Below are 21,815 nucleotides of genomic sequence, written 5' to 3'. Positions count from 1 at the left end.
CGGGCCGGTCCGCCGCTGGCTGCCCCTCGGCCGTGCGGGCCGGTCGGCGCGCAGCCGGGCGAGTGTGTCGGCAACTGCAGACAGCCAGGAGGTGCCCGGCGGGGAACCGGATCCTCGCCTGCCCACAGGCATGGACGGCGCGGCGGTCCACTCAAGGCGGCACTCTCGCGCAGCAGGTCCGGAAGCTGCAGTTGCTGACAGTGCACCGCTACTGGGCGGCCAGCTGGCGGACGGTACGCCGCTCTTGCGGCCCACGGGTCGCAAAGCCCGGTTGTCTGCACTGGCCGACAACCCACCCCCGCCGGAAAGCTCCTTGCCCGGCGGCAAACTGGTCCGCAGCTGGCTGCCAGAACACATCGAGCATCGCCTGACCCGGCGCTGGCTCCCCGGTTCGACCGGCCTGCCCGGCTTCCTGGGCCGCCGGGGAATGATCTTCGCCCTGGCATTGCTGGCAGCCGCCGCCGTCATTGCCGGAGGCCTGGCCATCTTCGGCCGCTCGCCCGCAGCCGAGATCGCCCCGCCGCTCCCGACTGCCCGTGCGCAGGTGCCGCACGCGTCGAAGACGAACGAGAATCTGGTAATCAGCGTGGTCGGCCACGTGCGCTCGCCAGGGCTAGTCACCGTGCCGTCGGGTTCCCGCGTCGCCGACGCCCTCCGCGCGGCCGGCGGTGCCAACCCGGGCGTCGACCTGACCACGCTGAACCTCGCCCGCAGACTCACCGACGGCGAGCAGCTGGCGGTCGGCGTCCCAGCCGCGCAAGCGGCACCGGTCGGTTCAGGAGCCGCAGCCAGCAAGATCGACCTGAACTCCGCGACCGCCGAACAACTCGACAGCCTCCCAGGCGTCGGCGAGGTCACCGCCCGGCGCATCACCGACTGGCGCACGCAGCACGGCGGATTCTCGAGTGTGGAACAACTTCGCGACGTCGACGGCATTGGCGAGAGCAAGTTCCAAAAAATCCGCGAGCAGGTGACCGTCGGATGAAGCTGGAAACCGAGGAAACGGCCCGGCGCGACCACGATTTCCGTCTCGTCCCCGCTGCTGTCGCCGGATGGGTGGCCACCCTCGCCGGACTGCAACTCGGCTGGTGGATCGCGACAGCGATCGGTGCCGTAGCGGTGATCGGCGCGGCAGTGCTTCTAGTGCGCGGCCGTGCCAGATACCTCGGTGCCGGGGGAGCGCTGCTGCTGGTCGGACTCATTGCCGCAGTGCCAACCGCTCTGCGGATCCACGACGCATCATCCGACCCGTTGGGAGCCGCTGCCGCACATGGCGTCACAGCGACGCTGCGGGTCGAGATCAGCGAGCGCCCGCGGCCGATCCACCAAGCCGGATACGCCGACCAACAGGCGGGAACCCGGTCAGTGGCGATCCCGGCCCGAGTCGCAACGGCCACAGTGGACGGTCTGCCAGTCGAATCGACCGGCCGGGTTCTGTTGCTGGCACCGGTCGCGGAATGGAATCGTCTGCTGCCCGGCCAGGAGGTGACGACATCCGGTCGTCTCCTGCCCGCACGCGGCGGCGAACTAACCGCAGCAGTCCTCTCCGTGCGGGCCGCGCCAGCAGATATCGGTCCGGCACCGTGGTGGCAGCAAGCCGCCGCAGCTCTGCGGAACAGCTTGCATTCGCTGTGCGCGATCCTGCCGGAGGAACCCGCGGGCCTCCTGCCCGGACTGGTGCTAGGCGACACGAGCGCGTTGCCGCAACGGGTCGAAGGTGAGTTCAAAGCCTCCGGACTCACCCACTTGATGGCAGTGAGCGGTGGCAACCTTGTAATCATCGGCGGAGCCGTACTGCTGCTGTGCCGGTTGGTCCGAGCAGGTCCGAGATTTTCCGCAACAGCGGCTGGAGCCTGCCTAGTGGGATTTCTCGTCCTGGTGGGTCCTGAACCGAGTGTGGTGCGGGCTGGCGTAATGGGCGGCATCGGCCTGCTCGCGCTGGCCCTGGGACGGCGTGGTTCAGCGTTGCCCGCATTGGCCTTCGCCGTTTGTGTACTGGTGGCGTGGGATCCGACGATGGCGGGCAATTTCGGTTTCGCTCTTTCGGTTCTCGCCACGGCAGGGCTGGTGCTGCTCGCGCCGCGCTGGGCAGATTCGTTGGTGCGGCGGGGAGTCCCGCCCGGTTACGCCGAAGGGCTAGCCGTGCCGCTAGCCGCGTTCGTGGTCACCGCTCCCGTCATCGCCGGAATGGCGGGCACGGTCAGCCTGGTTTCGGTCGTGACCAATGTTCTTGCGGCACCAGTGGTCGCGCCGGTCACCGTGCTGGGAGTGCTGGCAACGGTCGTCGGCCCGTGGTGGCCAGGTGCGGGGCATCTGCTGATCCATCTAGCGGATCCGGAAGCCCGATGGCTGATCACCGTCGCCCGGCATGGCGCGAGAGCGCCGGGCGCGGCGCTCTCGTGGCCCGGAGGCTGGTGGGGAGGATTGTGCGCGGCGGTCCTGCTGGTCGCAATCGTGGTGGCGGCGCGGTTTCGCCGGCTGCGGCTGCTAGTGGCGATCGGACTGGTCGTCGTGCTGCTGACAGTCGTGCCGGCCAAAGTCTTGGTGCCTGGCTGGCCGCCGGACGGCTGGGCGATGGTGGAATGCGATGTCGGACAAGGAGATGCGGTCGTCCTGGCCACGGCCGAGCCTGGTCGCGCCGTGGTCGTCGACACCGGGCCGGAGCCAGGGCCGGTCGATGAATGCCTGCGGAGGCTGGGCGTCGAACGGGTGCCGTTGCTTGTGCTGAGTCACCTGCACGCGGACCACATCGGCGGTCTCGCCTCGGTATTCGACGGACGGGCGGTCGGGGCGATCGCGGTAGGGCCAGGGCGTGCGCCCGCGTGGGCGTGGCAGTCGGTCTCCGGCGAAGCGCGGCGTCGCGGCGTGCCACTGGTGCAGTTGAGCGACGGGCAGCGGCTGGAGTGGCCGGGGCTGTCGCTTGAGGTGATCGGTCCGCGCTACGCCACTACCCGTGCACCGGCGTTGCAGGACGGCACGATGATCAACAACAGTTCGGTCGTCCTGCGCGCCGACACCGCGGCTGGCCGGGTTCTGCTGACCGGAGACGTCGAGCTGGCGGCGCAGGCGGATCTGCTTGCCGAGGGCGTCGACCTGCGGGCAGACGTCCTGAAGGTGCCGCATCACGGGTCGAGGTATTCGCTGCCGCAGTTTCTCGCGGCGGTGCGGCCGCGCACGGCGCTGATCAGTGTCGGCGCGGGCAACGGATACGGACATCCGAGCAAGTCCACAGTGGACGTTCTCGGAACGATGGGAGTGCTGGTCACCCGGACCGATATCGACGGGGACACCGCCGTTCTGCCCGGAGGAAGCGGACCGGCGGTGGTGCGCCGGGGCGAGCCGCGGGGTCCGCCGCGGTAGTGCGGCGGACCCCGGGCCGGTGCGTCAGTAGCCGAGTGCCTTGGCGACGGCCGCGGCGGACGGCGGCACGGTGGCCTTCGGGCCGATGTGGTTCTCGACCGCGTCGAGGGTCTTGAGGCCGTCGCCGGTGATGAGGAGGACGGTTTCCGCGTCCGGGTCGAGCTTGCCGGTTTCGACGAGCTTCTTCGCGGTCGCCACGGTGACGCCGCCCGCGGTCTCGGTGAAGATGCCTTCGGTGCGCGCGAGCAGCCGAATGCCTTCGACGACCTCTTCGTCGGTGACGTCCTCGATCGCGCCGCCGGTGCGGTTGACCACGTCGAGCACGTACGGGCCGTCGGCCGGGTTGCCGATCGCGAGCGAACGGGCGATGGTGTCCGGCTTCACCGGCTGGACCACGTCGTGGCCGTTGCGGTACGCGGTGGAGACCGGCGAGCAGCCCGTGGCCTGCGCGCCGAACACCTTGTACGGGCTGGCGTCCACGAGACCGAGCTGGCCCAGCTCGCGGAAACCCTTGTCCACCTTGGTGAGCTGGGAACCGGAGGCGATCGGCACGACGATCTGCTCGGGGATGCGCCAGCCGAGCTGCTCGGCGACCTCGTAGGCGAGCGTCTTCGAGCCCTCGGAGTAGTACGGGCGGACGTTGACGTTCACGAACGCCCACTTCGGGTGCTCGCCGGCCAGTTCGGTGGCGAGCCGGTTCACGTCGTCGTAGTTGCCGTCGACGGCGATCAGGTCGCCGTCGTAGACCGCGGTGGTGAGGATCTTCGCGCGTTCGAGGTTCTTCGGGATCAGCACGACCGACCGCCAGCCGGCGCGGGCCGCCGCGGCGGCGGTCGCGTTGGCCAGGTTGCCGGTCGAGGGACACGCCAGGACCTCGAAACCGAACTCGCGGGCGGCCGCGAGCGCGACGGCGACCACGCGGTCCTTGAACGAGTGCGTGGGGTTGCCGGTGTCGTCCTTGACCCACACGCGCTTGAGGCCGAGCTCCTTCGCGAGCCGGTCGGCGCGCACGAGCCGGGTGCAGCCGGGTTCGGTGTTCGGGGTCTCCTCGACGGTCGAGGGGACGGGAAGGAGTTTCTTGTAACGCCAGATGTTGCGCGGGCCCGCCTCGATGTCCTCGCGGCGGACGCGGCCGAAGTCGTAGGCGACCTCGAGCGGCGAGAAGTCTTCGACGGAGACGAATTCCGGAGCGAGCGGCTGCCGGTGCCCTTCTTCCTTCGACACCAGTTCGACGGCCGGACCGAGGTCGATCGTCTTGTTGGCGGAGGTGGCGCTGAGGGCTGCAGTCATCGCGAGGTTCCTTTCCTCATCTGCCCCGCCGAAGCGGGCCGGAATTGGCACCGTGGTCGTCAGCTACCCCGCGATCGCGGGATGACAGGCTGTACGCCGGTTGCCGGGGCTTCGTCGGGCCGTTCCCTCTGCCCCTCTGGATGAGCGGTATTCGGTTGTCGGAGCGCCGGTGGGCGCGTCCTCGGCTACACCGTACGACATCCCGATCAGCTCGTGCCACGGAGGCGGCCCACATCACCGGAGCGGGCGGCCCGGCGGCCGGGTGAGAAGATGGCCGGGTGACCACCGCACCCGCGCCGCTGCACCTCGTCACGGGCGAGGAAGAACTGCTCATCGAACGGGCTGTGCGAGCGTCCCTCGACGCGGCCAAGGCCGCGGACCCGACGGCCGACCTCACGCGCATGCGGGTGTCCGATCTCACACCGCCTGTGCTGGCCGAGCTGGTGAGCCCGTCGCTGTTCGCCGAGGGGCGCGTGATCGTGCTGGAGTCGGCGCAGGACATCTCGCAGGAGCTGTCCGACGCGGTCCTCGCGTACGTGAAGGCGCCTGCCGACGGCATCGTCCTCGTGGTCGTGCACAGCGGCGGCGGGCGGAGCAAAGCCGCCAAAGCGCTGCCGGGCGCGTTGAAAAAGGCGGGCGCGGAAATCACCGAATGCCCGAAGCTCACCAAACCGGCCGAGCGCGAGGCGTTCGTCCGCAACGAGGTGCGCCGCGCGGGCGGCAAGATCGACGCCGCGGGCCTGATGGCGCTGCTCGACTCGGTCGGCTCGGACCTGCGCGAACTGTCCTCGGCGGCGACGCAGCTGGTCGCCGACACCGGGGGAGTCGTCGACGAGCGGGCGGTCCGCCGCTACCACACCGGACGCGCCGACGTGACCGGCTTCGCGGTGGCCGAGAAGGCCGTCGCGGGCGACCGGGCCGCCGCGATGGAGTCGCTGCAGTGGGCGATGCAGCTGGGCGTCCCGCACGTCCTGATCGCCGACGCGCTGGCCGACGCGGTGCGCACGATCGCTCGCGTGTCCGCGGCCGGGCGCGGCAACCCGAACCAGATGGCGGGCGAACTCGGCATGCCGCCGTGGAAGATCCGCAAGGCGCAAGGGCAGTCCCGCGGCTGGGGCCAGGACGGCCTGGCGACCGCGATGCGCGTCGTGGCGCGGCTGAACGCCGAGGTCAAGGGTGCGGCGGCCGACGCGAACTACGCGTTGCAGCGCGCGGTCCTCGACGTGGTCGCGGCCAAGGGAGACCGCTGACGTCCCGGCGCCGGGAACGCCTTGAGGAGAGCCGAGCCGGTCCCCAGGACACGGAAAGGCCCGGCAGCCGAAGCCGCCGGGCCTTTCCGAAAGACTGCGCTCAGAGCTGGTTCGCGCGCTTCGCGAGAGCCGACTTCTTGTTCGCGGCCTGGTTGGCGTGGATGACGCCCTTGGTGACGGCCTTGTCGAGCTTGCGAGCGGCGTCGCGCTGCAGTTCGAGGGCCTTGTCCTTGTCACCGGCTTCGGCGGCCTCGCGGAACTTGCGGATCGCGGTCTTCACCGAGGACCGGATCGCCAGGTTGCGCTGCCGCGCCTTCTCGTTCGTCGTGATGCGCTTGACCTGCGACTTGATGTTGGCCATGGAGGCGTTCCTCTTTCACTCGGTGAAGGTCGCTGCCGCGTTCGTGTGGCTCCGGATCAGTCCCGAGGGACTGCCGGGTTTCCTCCCTGACGGAATGCCGCACGGCAACAGTCGAAAATCTTAACAGCCCTGTTCGCGGCGTTGCCGACGGCCCCGGAGCAGGCAAACGCTCGGCATCGCGCCCCCGTCTCGGTTACGGTGGGGTCCGGTAGTGCCTAGGGTTCCGTCGCCTGCCCGTGGTCCCGCAGAGCGGGTCGCGAAGACAACGAGGGCGGGCGGGCCTGGTCCGAGCGGCACCTTCGGCGGGAGACAGAGCCCCGCCGTTCATCTGACGGGACAAAAGCCTGGAGGACCCGGTCTTCAGCGTGCGCTGAAAACCTGAAGGGGTCCGGATGAACACCACAGCCCTCGCCATGGTCCTCGTCGCCGCGGTCGTGCACGCCGTGTGGAACCTTGCCGCCAAACGGGTTTCCGGCGGCCCGCGGTTCGTCTGGCTATACTACACGGTTTCCGCGGCGGCGATGCTCCCGGTGATCGCGGTCGCGCTGGCCGTCGAACCGGAACGTCCACAGTGGACCTGGCTGCTCGCCGCCGCGGGCACCGCGGTCCTGCACGTGGCGTACGGGATCGTGCTGCAGCGCGGATACGAGGTCGGCGACCTGTCCATCGTCTACCCGCTGGCCCGCGGGACCGGGCCGCTGGTGTCGGTGCTCGTCGCTGTCACGGTCCTGGGCGAACGGCCTGGCGTGCTCGGGCTGATCGGGGCGTTCCTCGTCGTCGCGGGCGTCCTGGTGATCAGCCTCGGCGGCGGCACCGGCAACGCCCGGGCCCGCCGCGCGGGGGTGTTCTACGGCGTCGCCACCGGCGTCGTCATCGCCGCTTACACGCTCTGGGACGCGCACTCGGTCACGTCGCTCGGCGTGCCTCCGCTCGTCTACTTCGGCGGCGGCGCGATCGGCCAGAGCATCCTGCTTGCCCCGACCGCGGCGCGCGGCCGGTCGGAGATCAAGCGGCTGTGGCGCGACCATCGGCGCGAGGTGCTGATCGTCGGGCTCGCCTCGCCGGCCAGCTACCTGCTGGTCCTGTACGCCCTGCGGATCGCGCCGGTCAGCCTGGTCGCGCCGGCGCGCGAGCTGTCGATCGTCTTCGGCGGGGTCGCCGCCTGGCTCGTGCTCCGCGAGCGCAACGCGGTCCGCCGCCTCGCCGGATCGCTGGTCGTGCTGGCCGGGATCGCTGCGATTGCGGTCGCCTGAGCCGCTCGGGTAGGCAGGAACCATGGACGTACTGAGCAGCCGGGTGCTGATCCACCCCCGCGACCACGAGGTGTCCACCGCGTTCTACCGCGACGCCCTCGGCCTCGCGATCGAGCGCGAGTTCCCCGGCGGCACGCGGTTTTTCGCCGGCGGCGGGTCGATCGAGGTGGTCGGCACGGGCGAGGAGGGGCCCGGTCCGGACGTCAATCTGTTCCTGCAGGTCCGCGATCTCCCGGCGACCCTGGCCGAACTGGCCGGACGCGGGGTCGAACCGGTGCGCGAGGCCCGGCGCGAGCCGTGGGGCACCGACGAGGCGTGGATCGCCGACCCGGACGGGCTGCGGATCGTGCTCGTCGAGGTCCCGGAGGACCATCCGTTGCGCCGCGACAAGCGCTAGCCCGGTTTCACGGCCCGGAGCTGGGCGGCGAGCGCGGCGAATCCGGGCGGATCCCAGGTCCAGGTCTGCAGGTCGGTGAATCCCGCTGCGGCGGCTTCGTCGGCCAGTTCGTGCCGCGTCACCGGGAGCCACTTCTCGTGTGCCGAAAGCAGCAGCCGTCCGCCCGGCCGGAGCACGCGGAACAGCTCGGCGAAGGCCGCCGGGCGGTCTTCCCAGAACTGGACGTTGTTCACGGTCAGCACGACGTCGGCGGACGCGTCCGCGCAGCCGGTCCGGGCCGCGCTGCCCGCGCGCACCTCGGCGCGGTCTCCGCAGCGGTCCGTGCAGAGGTCGCGCATCTGCGGGGAGGGTTCGACGCCGATCACCTCGCCGGCGAGTTTGCTCGCCGCGTCGAGGCCGACCCCGGGCCCGGGGCCGACGACGAGAACGGTCTCGTCGGGTTCGAGGCGCGCCAGGTCGACGATGCGGTGTTCGGTCGTGGCGTTGCCGATCGCCATCAGCTTGCCGCCGAGCCTGCCCAGCAGCCCGCTGGGATGGCCGAAAGCCCGGTCGAGCGCGGCGTCGAGGACGCCGGGGCCGGGCGGCGAGGGGGAGGGTGAAGTGCTCATGCTTCGAGGTCATCACGAGACGGGCGGGGCCGCATCGGGGATGACCCCCACCCGCACCCGGAGGTCCATGGGACGATGGGGTACGGACATCCCCCACCATCCCGAGGACAGCCCGAGTGACAGCGCCCAAGACGTTCGCCGACACCACCTTCACGCCGCCGGAGTTGATCCGCAACTTCTGCATCATCGCCCACATCGACCACGGCAAGTCGACGCTGGCGGACCGGATGCTGCAGCTCACCGGCGTCGTCGAGGAGCGGGCCATGCGCGCGCAGTACCTCGACCGCATGGACATCGAGCGGGAACGCGGCATCACGATCAAGGCCCAGAACGTCCGGCTGCCGTGGCAGGTGGACGGCAAGGACCACGTCCTGCACCTGATCGACACGCCCGGCCACGTGGACTTCACCTACGAGGTCTCGCGGGCGCTCGAAGCCTGCGAGGGCGCGATCCTGCTGGTCGACGCCGCGCAGGGGATCGAGGCGCAGACGCTCGCGAACCTGTACCTCGCGCTCGAGAACGACCTGCACATCATCCCGGTGCTGAACAAGATCGACCTGCCCTCGGCGGACCCGGAGAAGTACGCGGCGGAGATCGCGCACATCATCGGCTGCGAGCCCTCGGACGTGCTGCGCGTGTCGGCGAAGACCGGCATGGGCGTGACCGAGCTGCTGGACGAGTGCGTGCGCCAGGTCCCGCCGCCGGTCGGCGACGCGGACGCGCCCGCCCGCGCGATGATCTTCGACTCGGTCTACGACACCTACCGCGGCGTCGTCACCTACATCCGCGTGGTGGACGGCAAGATCACGCCGCGCGAGAAGATCAAGATGATGTCGACCGGCGCGACGCACGAACTGCTCGAGGTCGGGATCATCTCGCCGGAGCCGAAGGCCAGCAAGGGACTCGGCGTCGGCGAGGTCGGCTACCTGATCACCGGCGTGAAGGACGTGCGCCAGTCGAAGGTCGGCGACACCGTGACGTCCGAGCGGCACGGCGCGACCGAACCGCTGGCCGGGTACCGCGAACCGAAGCCGATGGTGTTCTCCGGGCTGTACCCGGTGGACGGCTCGGACTACCCGGAACTGCGCGAGGCGCTGGAGAAGCTGCAGCTCAACGACGCCGCGCTGACCTACGAGCCGGAAACGTCGGTCGCACTGGGCTTCGGCTTCCGCTGCGGCTTCCTCGGCCTGCTGCACCTGGAGATCACCCGGGACCGGCTGGAGCGCGAGTTCGGCCTCGACCTGATCTCGACCGCGCCGAACGTCGTGTACCGCGTGGTGCTGGAGGACCGCAGCGAGGTCGTGGTCACGAACCCGTCGGACTGGCCGACCGGGCTCAAGATCGCCGAGGTGCACGAGCCGGTGTCGAAGGTGAGCATCCTCGCGCCGTCGGAGTTCGTCGGCACGATCATGGAGCTGTGCCAGGCGAAACGCGGCACGCTGCTGGGCATGGACTACCTGTCCGAGGACCGCGTCGAGCTGCGCTACACGATCCCGCTGGCGGAGATCATCTTCGACTTCTTCGACACGCTGAAGTCGCGCACGCGCGGCTACGCGTCGCTCGATTACGAGGAGTCCGGCGAGCAGGTGGCGGACCTGGTGAAGGTCGACATCCTCCTGCAGGGCGAGACGGTGGACGCGTTCTCCGCGATCGTGCACAAGGACGCCGCTTACACGTACGGAAACCGCATGGCGACGCGCCTGCGGGAACTGATTCCGCGCCAGCAGTTCGAGGTCCCGATCCAGGCGGCGATCGGCTCGCGGATCATCGCGCGCGAAACGATCCGTGCCATCCGCAAGGACGTGCTGGCCAAGTGCTACGGCGGCGACATCTCGCGGAAGCGGAAACTGCTGGAGAAGCAGAAGGAAGGCAAGAAGCGGATGAAAACCGTCGGCCGGGTGGAGGTGCCGCAGGAGGCGTTCGTCGCGGCACTGTCCACTGAGGACAACGGGAAGAACAAGAAGTAGCGTCACTTTCGGGTGAACGGCGGCTCCGGGTTTCCGGGGCCGCCGTTTTTTGTCGGTGGTGGCTGGTGTTCTTGGGTGCGACGGAAAGGACGTACTCATGACACTCACTGGCTGGCCTTCAGATTCACAACCGATGACCGTGCGGGATCTCGCCGCGCTCCCGGAGGACGGACGGCGGCACGAACTCGTCGACGGAGTGCTGTACGTCAGCCCCGCGCCGGGATTGCCGCACCAGCACGCGGTATTCCGGCTCTACGGGTTGCTGGAGTCGGGTTGTCCACCGGGAATGGACGTGGTCGGCGGTCCGTTCGCGGTGCGGTCCGGGGATCAGGTCGAACTCCGGCCGGATCTGGTGGTAGGCCGGGCCGGGGACTTCACCGATGCTGACCTGCCGGTGCCGCCGCTGCTTGTGGTCGAAGTGGTGTCGCCGAGCACCAGGATCCACGATCGCGTTACGAAGAAAGCGGTTTACGAGCGGATGGGCGTGCCGGACTACTGGGTGGTCGATCCGGCAGCGCTTTCTCTGACGGCATTCGAGCTGAGTGAGGACGGTTGTTATCAGCAGGTCGCGGAAATCGCTCGCGGGGAAACGTTCGAGACAGCGCGGCCGTTTCCGGTTCGAGTGGGGTTGGAGGCGCTTATGAACCGACGGTGATTCGGATCCGGCGGACGGGAGGGGAGTGGTGACTTGACGAGACGGTGCTGGTGACGGACCAGAGGTTTCGGCGACATCCGCGGAGGCGGTCGTGCGGAGTGCTGGCGGCGTGACCGGCGTTGGTCTGGCGGTGGGAAGAGGTCTCGCGCGGTCCTGGTGACGTTGTCGCGCGCGGTGGCGTGAGGTGTCTCAGGTGCGGTGCGCGCGGTCGCTTCTGTGCGGTGATGTGGCGTGACTCGGGCCGCAGCGCTGCGTGGTTCGCGTGTGGTGGCGCGGGGTGACTTGCGTGTGGTCGCGCTGCGTGGCTTGTGTGTGGCGGCCCAGGGTGTGTCTCGTGTGCGGCGGCGTTGGCGGCTCGCTTGTCATGGCGCGGGGTCGCTCATGTGGCTGGGCGAGGTGACGTGCGCGCTGTAGCTCTCGCGGGCGAAGCGTCCTGCCGTAGAGCCGGAGTTGGTTCGCGAGTCCGGCGGCCCTCACAGCCTTCGCGGGTCCGGCGGTGCTCGCGCGGGTCGAGCGGCGGGTTCGAGGTTGCCAGGTGACTCGCGGGTCTCCGTGAACGCAGCGGCTCAGCACTCCATGCCGCGATCAACTGCCCGGCGCGTCAACGGTCCCCGCTGGCCGCTCCAGCCGATGCGAAGGCCGTCGCATACCGCGACCGGCGTGACTGGGCTGGCCTGGCCTGGGCTGGGGACAGCTCAACCGTTCCCGATGATCTTGCCCACTTCCACGAACACCGCGGCCCGGCGTTCGGCGGCCATCACGCGGTCGTACTCCGCCCAGTCGTCGTGGGTGCCGGTGGCGGCGCGGAACACCTCGCGCAGCAGGGGCGGGAGGCCGTCGGCCGGGAAGCCGGGGTCGGGATCGTCCGGGCCGATCAGGCGGACCGGGCCGGTCACCGAGAGCCAGCGCCAGCCGCGGCGGAACGTGACGGTCGCGTGGCCGTTGCGGCGGAGCAGGGCGAGTTTGCGTGCGCCGCCGACGGCGACGAAGCCTACGCTCGGCTTGCCGGTCACCGGGTCGTCCAGGACGCCCGCGTTCACGACGGACGCGTGCACGGTGCCGTCGGCGCGGGTCGTGGCCACGGTGGCGAGGCCGTTCTCCTGCACCGTCAGCGCGCGGAGCTGTTCCAGGGTTGCCGTCATGCTTTTCTGCAACGCGGCGGCGGCCCGGCGCATTTCCGGTCCGGCACTAGGCTCGGGACATGTTCGATGATCTCGAGTTCCCGGTGATCGTGGCTCCGATGGCGGGCGGGCCGACGACTCCGCAGCTGGTCGGCGCCGTCACGGACGCGGGCGGGTTCGGTTTCCTCGCCGCGGGCTACCTCAGCCCAGAGACGCTGGACGCCCGGATCGCGCACACCGCCGACCTCACCGGGGGCCGGTTCGGCGTGAACCTGTTCGTCCCTGGCGGCCGGTCGGTGGCCGACCTCAGCGCGCACCGCGAACGGTTGCTCGCCGAGGCCGTCCGCTACGGAGTCGAACTCGGCGAACCGGCCTGGGACGACGACGAGTACCCGGCGAAGCTCGACCTCGTCGTGCGGCACCGGGTTCCGGTGGTGTCGTTCACCTTCGGCGCACCGACGTCCGCCGAGGTGCAGCGGATCCACGAGGCGGGCGGCAAGGTCGCGGTCACCGTCACGAATCCGGAGGAAGCCGACCTCGCTGCCGCGCGCGGAGCCGACGCACTGGTCGTGCAGGGCTTCGAAGCCGGCGGGCACCGCGGGCTGTTCACCGACGACCCGGGCAACCCGGCCGGCGGCGAGGAATACGGCCTGCTCGCGCTGCTGCGGTTGCTCGGCGCGCGGACGAGCTTGCCGCTGGTCGCCGCCGGGGGACTGGTCAACGGCGCCGACGTGGCGGCAGTGCTGGCCGCCGGTGCGTCGGCGGCGCAGTTGGGCACGGCATTCCTGCTCGCGACGGAAGCCGGCACCGGCGACACCCAGCGCCGCGCACTCGCCGAAGCCGGCCGGCCGACGGCGTTCACGCGCGCGTTCAGCGGACGTCCGGCGCGGGGCATGGTGAACCGCGTCCTGAGCGACCTCTCCGCCGACGCCCCCGCCGCCTACCCGCAACTGCACCACCTGAGCAAGCCAGTCCGCGGGGCGGCCGCAAAAGCCGGTGACCCGGAGGCGATGTCGCTGTGGGCTGGCCAGACGTACCCCCTCGCCGGTGACGGTTCGGCGGCCTCGATCGTGGCCCGCCTGCGCACCGAGGCAAAGGCGGCAGCGGAACGGCTCGACCGGTTGCGCTGAGACCTCCGGCGGCGAGGCCTGAGGCCGCGACGGCTTGGCCGGTTGCACTGATTGCCTGCTGCGGTGGGCAAAGGCCACGAGGGCTTGGCTGGTTGCTGCTGCGGTGGCAAGGGACGTGACGGTTTGGCTGGTTCCTGCTGCGGCGGGCAAGAGGCGTGACGGTTTGGCTGATTGCTGCTGTGGCGCGGCAAAGGGCGCGACGGGTTGGCGGGTTGCGTTGAGAGCCTGCTGCGGCGGCGCAGGGGTCACGACGGCTTGGCGGTCGAGTTGAGGATCTGCCGCGGCGAGGGTCGGGGTCGCGATGGCTTGGGCGGTTGCGTTGGAGAGCCCGCCGTGGCGAGGGCAGGGACCACAACGGCTTGGCGGTTACGTCCTCCAGCCGTGAGTCGGAGTTCCTGGCTGTGAGGTTCCAGCGCAATCAGGCCTTTGCGGGCTGACTCGGCAGCGGAGCGGATCGAGCAACTATGCGTGATCCAGCCTCGGAAAACTGTGGAGACGAAGTGCGCTCGTAGACCGGGAACGATGCCCGATCGTGCACGGACACCGCGCGAGTCCCCGAGCGGACGAGGCCCCAGGCCGACATCACCAGCAGCACAAAGAGAAACGCGGGGGACGCCACCAAAAGGCGTCCCCCGCATCACAACCCGCTCAACCAGGCGAAAGCGGTCAGTCCGAAGTGGACTTCAACCCGCCCGGCTCGTCGTCGCCGGAGCCGCGTTCCATTGCGGAGTGGCGTTTGCCGTAGGCGAAGTAGATGGCCATGCCGATCACGAACCAGATCGCGAAGCGCAGCCATGTTTCCGGCTTCAGGAACGTGATCAGCCAGATCGAGAACACCACTCCGATGATCGGGACCACCGGCATGCCGGGCGTCTTGAACGTGCGCGGGAGGTCCGGGCGCTTGTAGCGCAGCACGATCACCGCGATGCACACGACCACAAAAGCTAGCAGGATGCCGATGTTCGTCAGTTCCGCGGCCTCGCCGATGGGCAGCACGCCTGCGATCAACGCCGAAGCGCCGCCCAGGATCCACGTGATGCGGGACGGGACCTTGCGCACCGGATGGGTTTTCGAGAACCACTTCGGCAGCAGGCCGTCTCGGCTCATCGAGTAGCCCACGCGCGTCGCGCCCATCAGGAACGTGAACAGGACCGTCAGGATGCCGATGATCGCACCGACCGCGATGATCGCGCCCAGCCAGCCGAGGCCTACCTTCGCGAATGCGCTCGAGAAGGCCGCTTCCGGGTTGATGTCGGTGTACTTCACCATGCCGGTCAGGACCAGGCAGGCCAGCACGTACAGCACCATCGAGATCGCCAGCGAGTAGATGATCGCCTTCGGCATGTGCTTCTGGGAGTCCTGCGACTCCTCCGCCGCGGTGGACATGGCGTCATAGCCGAAGACCGCGAAGAATACCGTTGCCGCACCAGTGAAAGCGCCGCTCAGGCCGAATGGGAAGAAGTTGCTGTAGTTGCCGCTCTGGATGTGGAAGGCGCCGACCACGATCACCAGCAGCACCAGGCCGACCTTCAGATACACCAAGAGCGTTTCGAAGCGCGCCGCGTTTTTCATGCCCTGGTTGAGAATGAAGGCGATCAGCAGGCAGAGCAGCACCGCGAACAGGTTGACCTTGTAGGACCCGGACGGGACGCCCGCCGGTTCCGTACCTGGTGCGCCGGACATCCAGTGCGGCAGCGACACGTGCAGGAAGCCCAGCAGATCGTTGAAATAACCGGAAATCCCGATCGCGACCACGGACACGATCGCGGTGTACTCCAGCAGCAGGTCCCAGCCGATGAACCAGCCGACGATCTCGCCGAGCACCGCGTAGCCGTAGGTGTAGGCCGAACCCGCGCGCGGGATGAGGCCGGCGAACTCGGCGTAGGAGAACGCCGCCGCGGCGCTCGCGATGCCCGCGATCAGGAACGAGATCAGCACGGCCGGGCCCGCGGTCTTGTTCGCGACCGCCCCGGCGAGCGAGAAGATGCCCGCGCCGATGATGCCGCCGACGCCGATCGCGGTCAGTTGCCGCAGGCCGAGCGTGCGCTGCAGGCCGCTTTCGCCGACGCTCTCGATGGTTTCGATCGGCTTCCGCCGGAAGATCCCGGACCCGGAGCCCAGGTTAGGGCCGCCGCGCGGAGCTGACATCGATGTCTCCTCAGACTGGTGGTTCGCCGGACCCGGGTTCCGGGCCCTGGCAGGGCACCGTACCCGGAGGCGCCGCGCCTGTCACCGACTCCATAGTGTGACGATCTCGGCGGCCCTGCGTCACCCAGTCGCGGAATCGTCCTCGACGTCGCTGACCGTGGGCGCCGGGCGCGCGGCCGAGCGGACCGCGCCCGCGGCGAAGAACGCGAGCAGCTCCGCGACCTCGGCCGGGTCGTCCAGCTGCGGGCAGTGGCCCCAGTCCTCGCGGACGACGAGCCTGCTGTGCGGCACCAGGGTGTGCAGCTTCCGCCCGGACGCGGCCGTCACCAGCTTGTCCTTGCCGCACGCGACCGCGAGCAGCGGGATCTTGATCTGGTCGAGCCGGTAGGCGTCGGCCAGCTCCGCGACGAGCTGCCGGGCCTGTTCGAGCCGGGACGTGGTGGCCCGGTAGTCGGGGAACAGCGTGGTGAACCGCCGGACCTGGCCCGCGTCCGCGTGCCGCGAGTCGGCGTAGAGGATCCGCGGCACGAGCTGTTCGGCGACCGCGCGGACCAGGAAACCCGGCACCGGCAACGGAAGCGAGGAGTACAGCCGCAGCGGCAGCGGATTGCGCCCGACCGTGCGCACCAGCCACGAGTCGACGAAACCGGGCGCGGCGATCGACACCGCGCCGGTGGTCGGCAGCCGGTGGTTCTGCGCCGCGCGCAGGCTCATCGTGCCGCCGAGCGAGTTGCCCGCGAGCACGACCGGGCCGAGCACGGCCTGTTCGCGCACCACCGCGGCGGTGAACGCGTCGAGCTGGGGCAGCATCGGGCCGGGGCGCAGCGGCTGCGCGTCGCCGAAACCAGGAAGGTCGACGGCGATCGCGGCGATGCCCGCGGCGGCTAGTTCTCCGAGTACCGGACGCCACGTGTCGGCACTGTCGCAATACCCGTGGAGCAACACGAGCCGCGGAGCGCGCGGTTTCTCGGTGCCCTTGCGGCGCGTGCGCTTCGGTGCGGGGGCCTCGGCGACGGCGGGCCCGACCTCGAGCACGCGCGTGCGGATCCCGGCGAAGCGCCGGAACGACTCCCGGACGGGCGCCGGGTCGCTGGGGTGCCGGCCGCCCCGGTCGGCGGGTGCGGGCCGCTGCGTCGCGGTCATGTTCTCCAGGTTAACCGCCCAAGGTCGAGTTCTGGTGGAACTTCGGGGGTCACTATCTGATTGCGAAGCAGGGGTGTTGACGATTCACCGGAGAACAGGTAAAAGCGCTGGCCCAGGCTCGTTCGACGAACAAAAGCCCAGGCCAGCGCGGTGCGACCCGGATCAGCGGGTGAAGACGATCTTGCCCGCGGTCTCCCCGGCGGCCATCGCGGCGAATCCCGCGGGGGCCTCCGTGAGGGGGAGCTCGGTGCCGATCTGCGGCTTGATGCCCTTCAGGTCGAGGTAGGCGAGCAGGTCGGCCAGCTCGTCGCGGGTGCCCATCGTCGAGCCGAGGACCCGCAGCTGCAGGAAGAACACGCGCTGCAGGTCGGCCGACGGGTCGGGGCCGCTGGTCGAACCGGACACCACGACCACTCCGCCGGGCTTCAGCGACTTCAGCGTGTGTCCCCAGGTGGCCTTGCCGACGGTCTCGAACACCCCGTCCACCCGCTCGGGCAGCCGCGCGCCGGACTCGAACGTCTGGTGCGCGCCGACGCTCTCGGCCAGCGCGCGCTTCTCCTCGGTGCGCCCGGTGACCCACACGCGGAACCCGGCCGCGCGGCCGAGCGCGATCAGCGCGGTCGACACCCCGCCGGACGCGCCCTGCACCAGCATCGTCTGGCCGGGCCGCAGCCCCGACTTCACGAACAGCATCCGGTACGCGGTGAGCCACGCGGTGCCCATCGTCGCGCCCTCGGCGAAGCTCAGGCCGGCCGGCTTCGGCACCGCGTTGCGGGCCGGGACCACGACCTGGTCGGCGAACGTGCCCTGGTGCTTTTCGGTGAGCAGGGTGCGCTTCGGGTCGAGCGTGTCGTCGCCCTGCCAGCCCGGCGCGTTGATCACCGAGTGCAGCACGACCTCGGTGCCGTCGTCGAGCGTTCCCGCTCCGTCGCAGCCGAGGATCATCGGGAACTGGTCGGGCTTGATGCCGACGCCGCGCAAGGTCCACAGGTCGTGCATGTTCAGGCTGGCGGCTTTGACGTGCACCCGGACCCAGCCTTCGGGCGCCTCGGGTTCCGGCCGCTCGCCGACGACCAGCGAATCGAGCGGGGACTCGGCGTTGGGTTCCTGCGCGTATACGGCGAACATGGCAGCAACCTACCTCCCCTGCCCGACCCGGCGCAGTCGAGCGCGCGTAGGCTCACACTCGTGTTCGAGGGCTTGGCCAACTGGTGGGACGGGGTCGAGCTGTGGCTTGCCCAAGCCTGGTTCCCCGTGCAGTTCGTGCTGGTGATGGCGGTGCTTGTGCCGCTGTGCCTGCTCGCCGCGTGGGCCATCGACAAGCTGGTCGAACGCTTCGGCCGCTGGTTCGGCACGGCCCGTGACGACGACGGTCCCGGCCGCTCCTAAGCTGGCACACCATGGTCAACCGTAGGCGGATCACCGCTGCGCTCGTCGGTCTCCTCGTGCTGGTGCTCGGCGGGTGGCTCGTCAAGGAAACCGCCGGCTCCTCGGATTCGCCGGCGCCCTCGTCCTCGTCGGGCGCTCCCGCCGCCGCTTCCGGGAAGGTGCCGGGGGCGGACTCCAAGCTGCCGGTCAAACCGCTCTCCTCGCTGCCTTCGCAGGCGAAGGACACGTGGAACCTGATCCAAAAGGGCGGGCCCTACCCGTATCCGCGCAATGACGACGTCGTCTTCCAGAACCGGGAAAAGGTGCTTCCCGCGGAGAAGAACGGCTATTACCACGAGTACACCGTGAAAACGCCGGGCAGCCCGGACCGAGGGGCGCGCAGGCTGATCACGGGGGCGGGGAAAGAGTTGTATTACACAGCCGACCATTACGCGTCGTTCGTCGTTGTGGATCCCGCGCGGTGAGCGGGGAGACGGCGCAGGCCGCGGCGGACGCGGCGTTCGCGCGCGGGGCTTATCCGCACCGGGTCGACGGAACGCGGACGCTGGACAAGCTGTCGGCGCTGGACGCGATCGGCGAGGCGCTTTCCTTCCCGTCTTATTTCGGGCGGAATCTGGACGCCTTGTACGACATGCTCACGGATTTGTCGTGGCTGCCGGCCGGCGAGCACGTGCTGATCTGGACCGGGTCGGACGGGTTGAAGGCGGCCGAGCCCAAGGCATATCTGGCGGTGCGGAGCGTGCTTTCGGACGCGCAGCGGGCGATGGGCTCCGGGGCGCATCGGCTGACCTTGGTGCTGGTGGATTCTTGAGAAGCCGTGAGGGGAACCTCGGGGTTCCCCTCACGGGCAGCGTCAGTCCTGTGGGACCCAGTTCGGCTTGCGTTTCTGGGCGAAAGCCTGGATGCCTTCCTGTCCTTCCTCGCTCGCGAAGAAGCCCGCGGACAGAGCGTTCATGTCGGCGAAGCCTTCCGCCGGGGTCGCCGGGCGCGGACGGGCCAGCAGTTCCTTCGTGGCGGCCAGGGCCTTCGGGCCGCCGAGGGTCAGCGACTTGAGGTAGCCCTCGACCGTCTTGTCCAGGTCTTCCGCCGGGACGCAGGCGTTCAGCAGGCCGATCTCCACCGCGCGCTTCGCGTCGAAGACGTCGCCGGTCAGGAAGAGTTCGTGCGCGGCCCGGGCGTTCAGCCGCGGGAGCACCGTCAGGCTGATGACCGCGGGGATGACGCCGATCCGGACCTCCGAGAAGGCGAACGTCGCTTCCGGGACCGCGACCGCGATGTCGCACGCGGCGACCATGCCGATGCCGCCCGCGCGAGCCGGGCCCGCCAGCCGCGCGACGACCGGCTTCGGGCTCGTCCACAACTGGTCCAGGATCCGCGGGAACTCGTTCACGCCCTGGTCGGACGAACCGGCGCCGCGGGCCTCCTTCAAGTCCATGCCCGCGCAGAAGACCGGGCCGGTGTGGGTCAGCTGCACCACGCGCACCGCGTCGTCCTCGCGAGCCTTCGTCAGCGACTCGCTCAGTTCCCGCCGCAGCTGCGCCGACAGCGCGTTGCGGTTGTGCGGGGAGTCCAGGGTGATCGTGGCGATGCCGGCCGCCACCTCGTAGTGCACCAGTTCGTCAGCCATGCCTGACACTTTCGCACACCGTCCGTCCAGGAGCGGGTGTGAAGTTCATGCACGAAAACTCGTGCATGAAAACTCGTGCACCGCTACCTTGGGGGCATGGCAGAACCTCGTCGCGCTGATCTGAAGGCGCTCAAGGCGCTCGCGAACCCGTTGCGGCAGCGGATACTCGAGCTGCTGTCCTCGTCCGGACCGGCGACCTCCACGACGCTCGCCGAGCGGCTGGGCGTGACCAGCGGCGGGACCAGTTACAACCTGCGGGTCCTGGCGGAGAACGGGTTCGTCGAGGAGCTTCCGGAACGCGCGCGCGGGCGGGAGCGCTGGTGGCGTGCCGTGCCGCACGACCTGCGATTGCCGCCTGCCGAGGACGATCCGGCGAAGGCGGCGATCGGCGAGCTGCACCGGCTGTGGCTCGCGGGCGACACCGAACTGTACGAACGGTTCGAGCGCGAGCGGCCGCAGCTGGGGGAGTGGGCGGACGCGATCCCGTACTCGCGCGGCGCGATCACCGTGACCCTGGACGAGCTGGGCGACTTCTTCGAGGCGTATCTCGCTTTGCTGCGGCGGTATCAGCGGCCGGACGACGAGACGCCGGAGGGGGCGCGCCGGGTCGAGACGCGGATGCTCGCGTTCCCGGCTCCGGGCGGAGAGGAGGCAGTCCGGGACTGAATCCGAGGAAGGCCCTGGGTGCCGAGCGGCCACTCGGCACCCAGGAATAAGGGAAAACGCGCACGATCTCCCGAAGCAAGGAGAACACTTCATGCTGCCCTGGGGCAAATCGCGGCTCGCCGCCGCGATCCTCGTGCTGGGCTCGGTCCTGCCGACCGCCCAGCCGGTATCAGCACCACCGTCCGGCGACGTCCTCTTCACCGGTTCGGGCGGAATCACGTTGCACGGCACGGTATTCCGGCCGGACGGTCCGGCGAAATCCGCGATCGTCCTGCAAGGCGGTTCGGATTGGCGGACGCGGGACAACCTCCGCGTGCAGGCCGAGATGTTCAGGCGGCTCGGCGTCACGACGCTCGTGTACGACCGGCGTACCAGCGGTTATTCCAAGACCCAGCGCGATTACGGCGTGCTGGCCGACGATTTGGTCTCGGCGGTCCGCGCGTTGCGGGCGCGTTCGGGCGCCGCCGAGGTCGGCGTCTGGGGCGTCAGCGAGGGCGCGTGGGTCGCGCCGCTCGCCGCGACAAGGACGGCGGACATCTCGTATGTGATCACCGTCGGCGGATCCGGCATGGGTGGTGCCCGGCAGACCTCGTGGTATTGGGGCAATGTCCTTCGCCACCAAGGGATTTCCGGTTCGCTGCTGACGACATTGCCGGTGCGGGGAACGCGGTTCGCCGTCGGAGCGGGGCTGTTTCCCGAGGCGTACTACGACCCGGTGCCGGTGCTGCGACGGCTGAAACAGCCGATCCTGGCGTTGTGGGGCGACCTCGACATCAACCACGTACCGGTCGAGAGCTCGCGGATTTTCGCGGAAGCGTTGGCACAGCACCCGAATCACACGATCCGGTTCATCGCCGGCGGCGGGCCGGATCTGTACGCGACCAGCGACGCCGGGTTCGACCGGCTGCCTCGGGTCGTGCCGGGCTATCCGGCAGCGGTCGCGGATTGGCTGGCGGATCGGCAGGGCGTGCACGTCGAGACCGCGGCCTTCGCGCAGCGGCCGTCGGAAGCGTTCCCGCCGTTGGGGTGGTGGGAATCTGTTGCGGCGCAGGGGATTGCGCTCGCCCTGCTGCTGGCCGGGTTTGCGGTCGGCGGCGTGGTTGCCCTGATGCGTCGCCGGGGGACCAGATCGTCGCGGTGGCTGGCCGGACTGGGGACGGCGACGGTCGCCGGATTCGTCGGGATGCTCGGCTGGGCGCAGATGTCCGGGATGAAGGATCTCGGACCGGTCATCGGCGGACGGCCGTTGCCGTGGCTGGCGGTGCAGGTGCTGGCGGTCGCGACGGTGGCGGCGTGGGCGGTAACCCTTGCCGGGCTACGGAAACCGGACCGGCGGCGCGGGGCGATCGCGCCGCTCGCGGCCGGGCTGGTGTTCGTGCCGTGGGCGGTCTACTGGGGACTGGTGCTGCCGTGAACCGGTCGCGGCCACCCGGGCGCAGCGGGTGGCCGC

The 21,815-nt window shown here is 69.8% G+C and carries 21 protein-coding genes and 1 riboswitch; of the genes, 13 read left to right on the top strand and 8 right to left on the bottom strand.

What is annotated here, in order from left to right; genetic code table 11:
• Positions 1-130: 130 nt before the first annotated feature.
• Positions 131-985: a helix-hairpin-helix domain-containing protein gene (locus DMP23_RS22230; protein WP_205669925.1), complete on the top strand. Its 855-nt coding sequence runs from the start codon at positions 131-133 to the stop codon at positions 983-985.
• Positions 982-3,360 (top strand): ComEC/Rec2 family competence protein, encoded by a 2,379-nt coding sequence (locus tag DMP23_RS22225; protein WP_134663032.1) that lies wholly within the window; start codon positions 982-984, stop codon positions 3,358-3,360. Before DMP23_RS22230 ends, DMP23_RS22225 begins: the two co-directional genes overlap by 4 nt.
• A gap of 24 nt (positions 3,361-3,384) precedes the next feature.
• On the opposite strand, the gene thrC is transcribed toward DMP23_RS22225, so the two are convergent.
• Positions 3,385-4,650 (bottom strand): threonine synthase, encoded by a 1,266-nt coding sequence (gene thrC, locus DMP23_RS22220; protein WP_037813711.1) that lies wholly within the window; start codon positions 4,648-4,650, stop codon positions 3,385-3,387.
• A 13-nt stretch (positions 4,651-4,663) separates the two neighbouring features.
• A riboswitch (SAM riboswitch) is annotated at positions 4,664-4,797 on the bottom strand.
• A 131-nt stretch (positions 4,798-4,928) separates the two neighbouring features.
• On the opposite strand from thrC, the gene holA reads away from it, so the two are divergent.
• Entirely contained in the window at positions 4,929-5,900 is a 972-nt protein-coding gene (gene holA, locus DMP23_RS22215) for a DNA polymerase III subunit delta (RefSeq protein ID WP_037813709.1), read from the top strand.
• Positions 5,901-6,000: 100 nt separating this feature from the next.
• Here holA and rpsT read toward each other — a convergent pair whose 3' ends face one another.
• Complete coding sequence (rpsT, locus tag DMP23_RS22210) at positions 6,001-6,261, bottom strand: 30S ribosomal protein S20 (RefSeq protein ID WP_009081037.1); 261 nt, start codon at positions 6,259-6,261, stop codon at positions 6,001-6,003.
• Between the two features lie 392 nt (positions 6,262-6,653).
• Here rpsT and DMP23_RS22205 point away from each other — a divergent pair, with 392 nt between their 5' ends.
• Both DMP23_RS22205 and DMP23_RS22200 read left to right on the top strand, forming a co-directional pair.
• On the top strand, positions 6,654-7,514 hold the full coding sequence (locus DMP23_RS22205; RefSeq protein WP_037813707.1) for a DMT family transporter: 861 nt from the start codon (positions 6,654-6,656) through the stop codon (positions 7,512-7,514).
• A 22-nt stretch (positions 7,515-7,536) separates the two neighbouring features.
• Complete coding sequence (locus tag DMP23_RS22200; protein ID WP_037813704.1) at positions 7,537-7,911, top strand: VOC family protein; 375 nt, start codon at positions 7,537-7,539, stop codon at positions 7,909-7,911.
• Here the strand turns inward: DMP23_RS22200 and DMP23_RS22195 are convergent.
• The gene (locus DMP23_RS22195) at positions 7,908-8,519 is read right to left on the bottom strand and encodes a class I SAM-dependent methyltransferase (protein ID WP_037813703.1); all 612 of its coding nucleotides are present in this window, start codon (positions 8,517-8,519) and stop codon (positions 7,908-7,910) included. The two genes, DMP23_RS22200 and DMP23_RS22195, sit on opposite strands and share 4 nt — an antisense overlap.
• 116 nt (positions 8,520-8,635) lie before the next feature.
• Between DMP23_RS22195 and lepA the strand changes: the two genes are divergently transcribed.
• Positions 8,636-10,486: a translation elongation factor 4 gene (gene lepA, locus DMP23_RS22190; RefSeq protein ID WP_037813702.1), complete on the top strand. Its 1,851-nt coding sequence runs from the start codon at positions 8,636-8,638 to the stop codon at positions 10,484-10,486.
• Between the two features lie 133 nt (positions 10,487-10,619).
• Positions 10,620-11,141 (top strand): Uma2 family endonuclease, encoded by a 522-nt coding sequence (locus tag DMP23_RS22185; RefSeq protein ID WP_240690628.1) that lies wholly within the window; start codon positions 10,620-10,622, stop codon positions 11,139-11,141.
• A gap of 695 nt (positions 11,142-11,836) precedes the next feature.
• Here DMP23_RS22185 and DMP23_RS22180 read toward each other — a convergent pair.
• Positions 11,837-12,283, bottom strand: a complete 447-nt coding sequence (locus DMP23_RS22180; RefSeq protein ID WP_134663029.1) for a pyridoxamine 5'-phosphate oxidase family protein — start codon at positions 12,281-12,283, stop codon at positions 11,837-11,839.
• Between the two features lie 59 nt (positions 12,284-12,342).
• Between DMP23_RS22180 and DMP23_RS22175 the strand changes: the two genes are divergently transcribed.
• Positions 12,343-13,392, top strand: coding sequence for an NAD(P)H-dependent flavin oxidoreductase (locus DMP23_RS22175; protein WP_337822389.1), 1,050 nt, complete (start codon positions 12,343-12,345; stop codon positions 13,390-13,392).
• Positions 13,393-14,058: 666 nt separating this feature from the next.
• Here the strand turns inward: DMP23_RS22175 and DMP23_RS22170 are convergent.
• The 3 genes from DMP23_RS22170 to DMP23_RS22160 all read right to left on the bottom strand — a co-directional run bounded on the left by DMP23_RS22170 (position 14,059) and on the right by DMP23_RS22160 (position 17,811).
• On the bottom strand, positions 14,059-15,540 hold the full coding sequence (locus tag DMP23_RS22170; protein ID WP_337822388.1) for an amino acid permease: 1,482 nt from the start codon (positions 15,538-15,540) through the stop codon (positions 14,059-14,061).
• Positions 15,541-15,660: 120 nt separating this feature from the next.
• The gene (locus DMP23_RS22165; protein WP_134663028.1) at positions 15,661-16,683 is read right to left on the bottom strand and encodes an alpha/beta fold hydrolase; all 1,023 of its coding nucleotides are present in this window, start codon (positions 16,681-16,683) and stop codon (positions 15,661-15,663) included.
• Positions 16,684-16,845: 162 nt separating this feature from the next.
• Positions 16,846-17,811, bottom strand: coding sequence for a zinc-binding dehydrogenase (locus tag DMP23_RS22160; RefSeq protein ID WP_037813695.1), 966 nt, complete (start codon positions 17,809-17,811; stop codon positions 16,846-16,848).
• Positions 17,812-17,871: 60 nt separating this feature from the next.
• Between DMP23_RS22160 and DMP23_RS22155 the strand changes: the two genes are divergently transcribed.
• The 3 genes from DMP23_RS22155 to DMP23_RS22145 are packed head-to-tail and all read left to right on the top strand — an operon-like array spanning position 17,872 to position 18,883.
• A complete protein-coding gene (locus DMP23_RS22155) occupies positions 17,872-18,072 on the top strand; it encodes a hypothetical protein (protein WP_037813693.1) in 201 nt (66 codons plus the stop codon).
• Positions 18,073-18,083: 11 nt separating this feature from the next.
• Complete coding sequence (locus tag DMP23_RS22150) at positions 18,084-18,536, top strand: ribonuclease domain-containing protein (RefSeq protein ID WP_134663027.1); 453 nt, start codon at positions 18,084-18,086, stop codon at positions 18,534-18,536.
• Entirely contained in the window at positions 18,533-18,883 is a 351-nt protein-coding gene (locus tag DMP23_RS22145) for a barstar family protein (protein WP_037813689.1), read from the top strand. Before DMP23_RS22150 ends, DMP23_RS22145 begins: the two co-directional genes overlap by 4 nt.
• Before the next feature lie 42 nt (positions 18,884-18,925).
• Here the strand turns inward: DMP23_RS22145 and DMP23_RS22140 are convergent, their stop codons facing one another.
• Complete coding sequence (locus DMP23_RS22140; RefSeq protein WP_134732992.1) at positions 18,926-19,699, bottom strand: enoyl-CoA hydratase-related protein; 774 nt, start codon at positions 19,697-19,699, stop codon at positions 18,926-18,928.
• A gap of 96 nt (positions 19,700-19,795) precedes the next feature.
• Between DMP23_RS22140 and DMP23_RS22135 the strand changes: the two genes are divergently transcribed.
• Complete coding sequence (locus DMP23_RS22135; RefSeq protein ID WP_337822387.1) at positions 19,796-20,365, top strand: ArsR/SmtB family transcription factor; 570 nt, start codon at positions 19,796-19,798, stop codon at positions 20,363-20,365.
• Positions 20,366-20,456: 91 nt separating this feature from the next.
• On the top strand, positions 20,457-21,779 hold the full coding sequence (locus DMP23_RS22130; protein ID WP_337822386.1) for an alpha/beta hydrolase family protein: 1,323 nt from the start codon (positions 20,457-20,459) through the stop codon (positions 21,777-21,779).
• Positions 21,780-21,815 lie beyond the last annotated feature (36 nt).

This window comes from Amycolatopsis sp. A1MSW2902, assembly GCF_017312175.1.
Taxonomy (GTDB): domain Bacteria; phylum Actinomycetota; class Actinomycetes; order Mycobacteriales; family Pseudonocardiaceae; genus Amycolatopsis; species Amycolatopsis nivea.
This window is presented reverse-complemented; position numbering and strand designations above follow the sequence as displayed.

Bases quoted from the DNA above. Each gene is read 5' to 3' on its own strand.
- DMP23_RS22160 (WP_037813695.1), bottom strand. From the start codon at position 17,811: ATGTTCGCCGTATACGCGCAGGAACCCAACGCCGAGTCCCCGCTCGAT.
- rpsT (WP_009081037.1), bottom strand. From the start codon at position 6,261: ATGGCCAACATCAAGTCGCAGGTCAAGCGCATCACGACGAACGAGAAG.
- DMP23_RS22195 (WP_037813703.1), bottom strand. From the start codon at position 8,519: ATGAGCACTTCACCCTCCCCCTCGCCGCCCGGCCCCGGCGTCCTCGAC.
- thrC (WP_037813711.1), bottom strand. From the start codon at position 4,650: ATGACTGCAGCCCTCAGCGCCACCTCCGCCAACAAGACGATCGACCTC.
- DMP23_RS22170 (WP_337822388.1), bottom strand. From the start codon at position 15,540: ATGTCAGCTCCGCGCGGCGGCCCTAACCTGGGCTCCGGGTCCGGGATC.
- DMP23_RS22180 (WP_134663029.1), bottom strand. From the start codon at position 12,283: ATGACGGCAACCCTGGAACAGCTCCGCGCGCTGACGGTGCAGGAGAAC.
- DMP23_RS22135 (WP_337822387.1), top strand. From the start codon at position 19,796: ATGGCAGAACCTCGTCGCGCTGATCTGAAGGCGCTCAAGGCGCTCGCG.
- DMP23_RS22200 (WP_037813704.1), top strand. From the start codon at position 7,537: ATGGACGTACTGAGCAGCCGGGTGCTGATCCACCCCCGCGACCACGAG.
- DMP23_RS22205 (WP_037813707.1), top strand. From the start codon at position 6,654: ATGAACACCACAGCCCTCGCCATGGTCCTCGTCGCCGCGGTCGTGCAC.
- DMP23_RS22185 (WP_240690628.1), top strand. From the start codon at position 10,620: ATGACCGTGCGGGATCTCGCCGCGCTCCCGGAGGACGGACGGCGGCAC.
- DMP23_RS22230 (WP_205669925.1), top strand. From the start codon at position 131: ATGGACGGCGCGGCGGTCCACTCAAGGCGGCACTCTCGCGCAGCAGGT.
- DMP23_RS22225 (WP_134663032.1), top strand. From the start codon at position 982: ATGAAGCTGGAAACCGAGGAAACGGCCCGGCGCGACCACGATTTCCGT.
- DMP23_RS22175 (WP_337822389.1), top strand. From the start codon at position 12,343: ATGTTCGATGATCTCGAGTTCCCGGTGATCGTGGCTCCGATGGCGGGC.
- DMP23_RS22165 (WP_134663028.1), bottom strand. From the start codon at position 16,683: ATGACCGCGACGCAGCGGCCCGCACCCGCCGACCGGGGCGGCCGGCAC.
- DMP23_RS22130 (WP_337822386.1), top strand. From the start codon at position 20,457: ATGCTGCCCTGGGGCAAATCGCGGCTCGCCGCCGCGATCCTCGTGCTG.
- DMP23_RS22150 (WP_134663027.1), top strand. From the start codon at position 18,084: ATGGTCAACCGTAGGCGGATCACCGCTGCGCTCGTCGGTCTCCTCGTG.
- DMP23_RS22140 (WP_134732992.1), bottom strand. From the start codon at position 19,699: ATGGCTGACGAACTGGTGCACTACGAGGTGGCGGCCGGCATCGCCACG.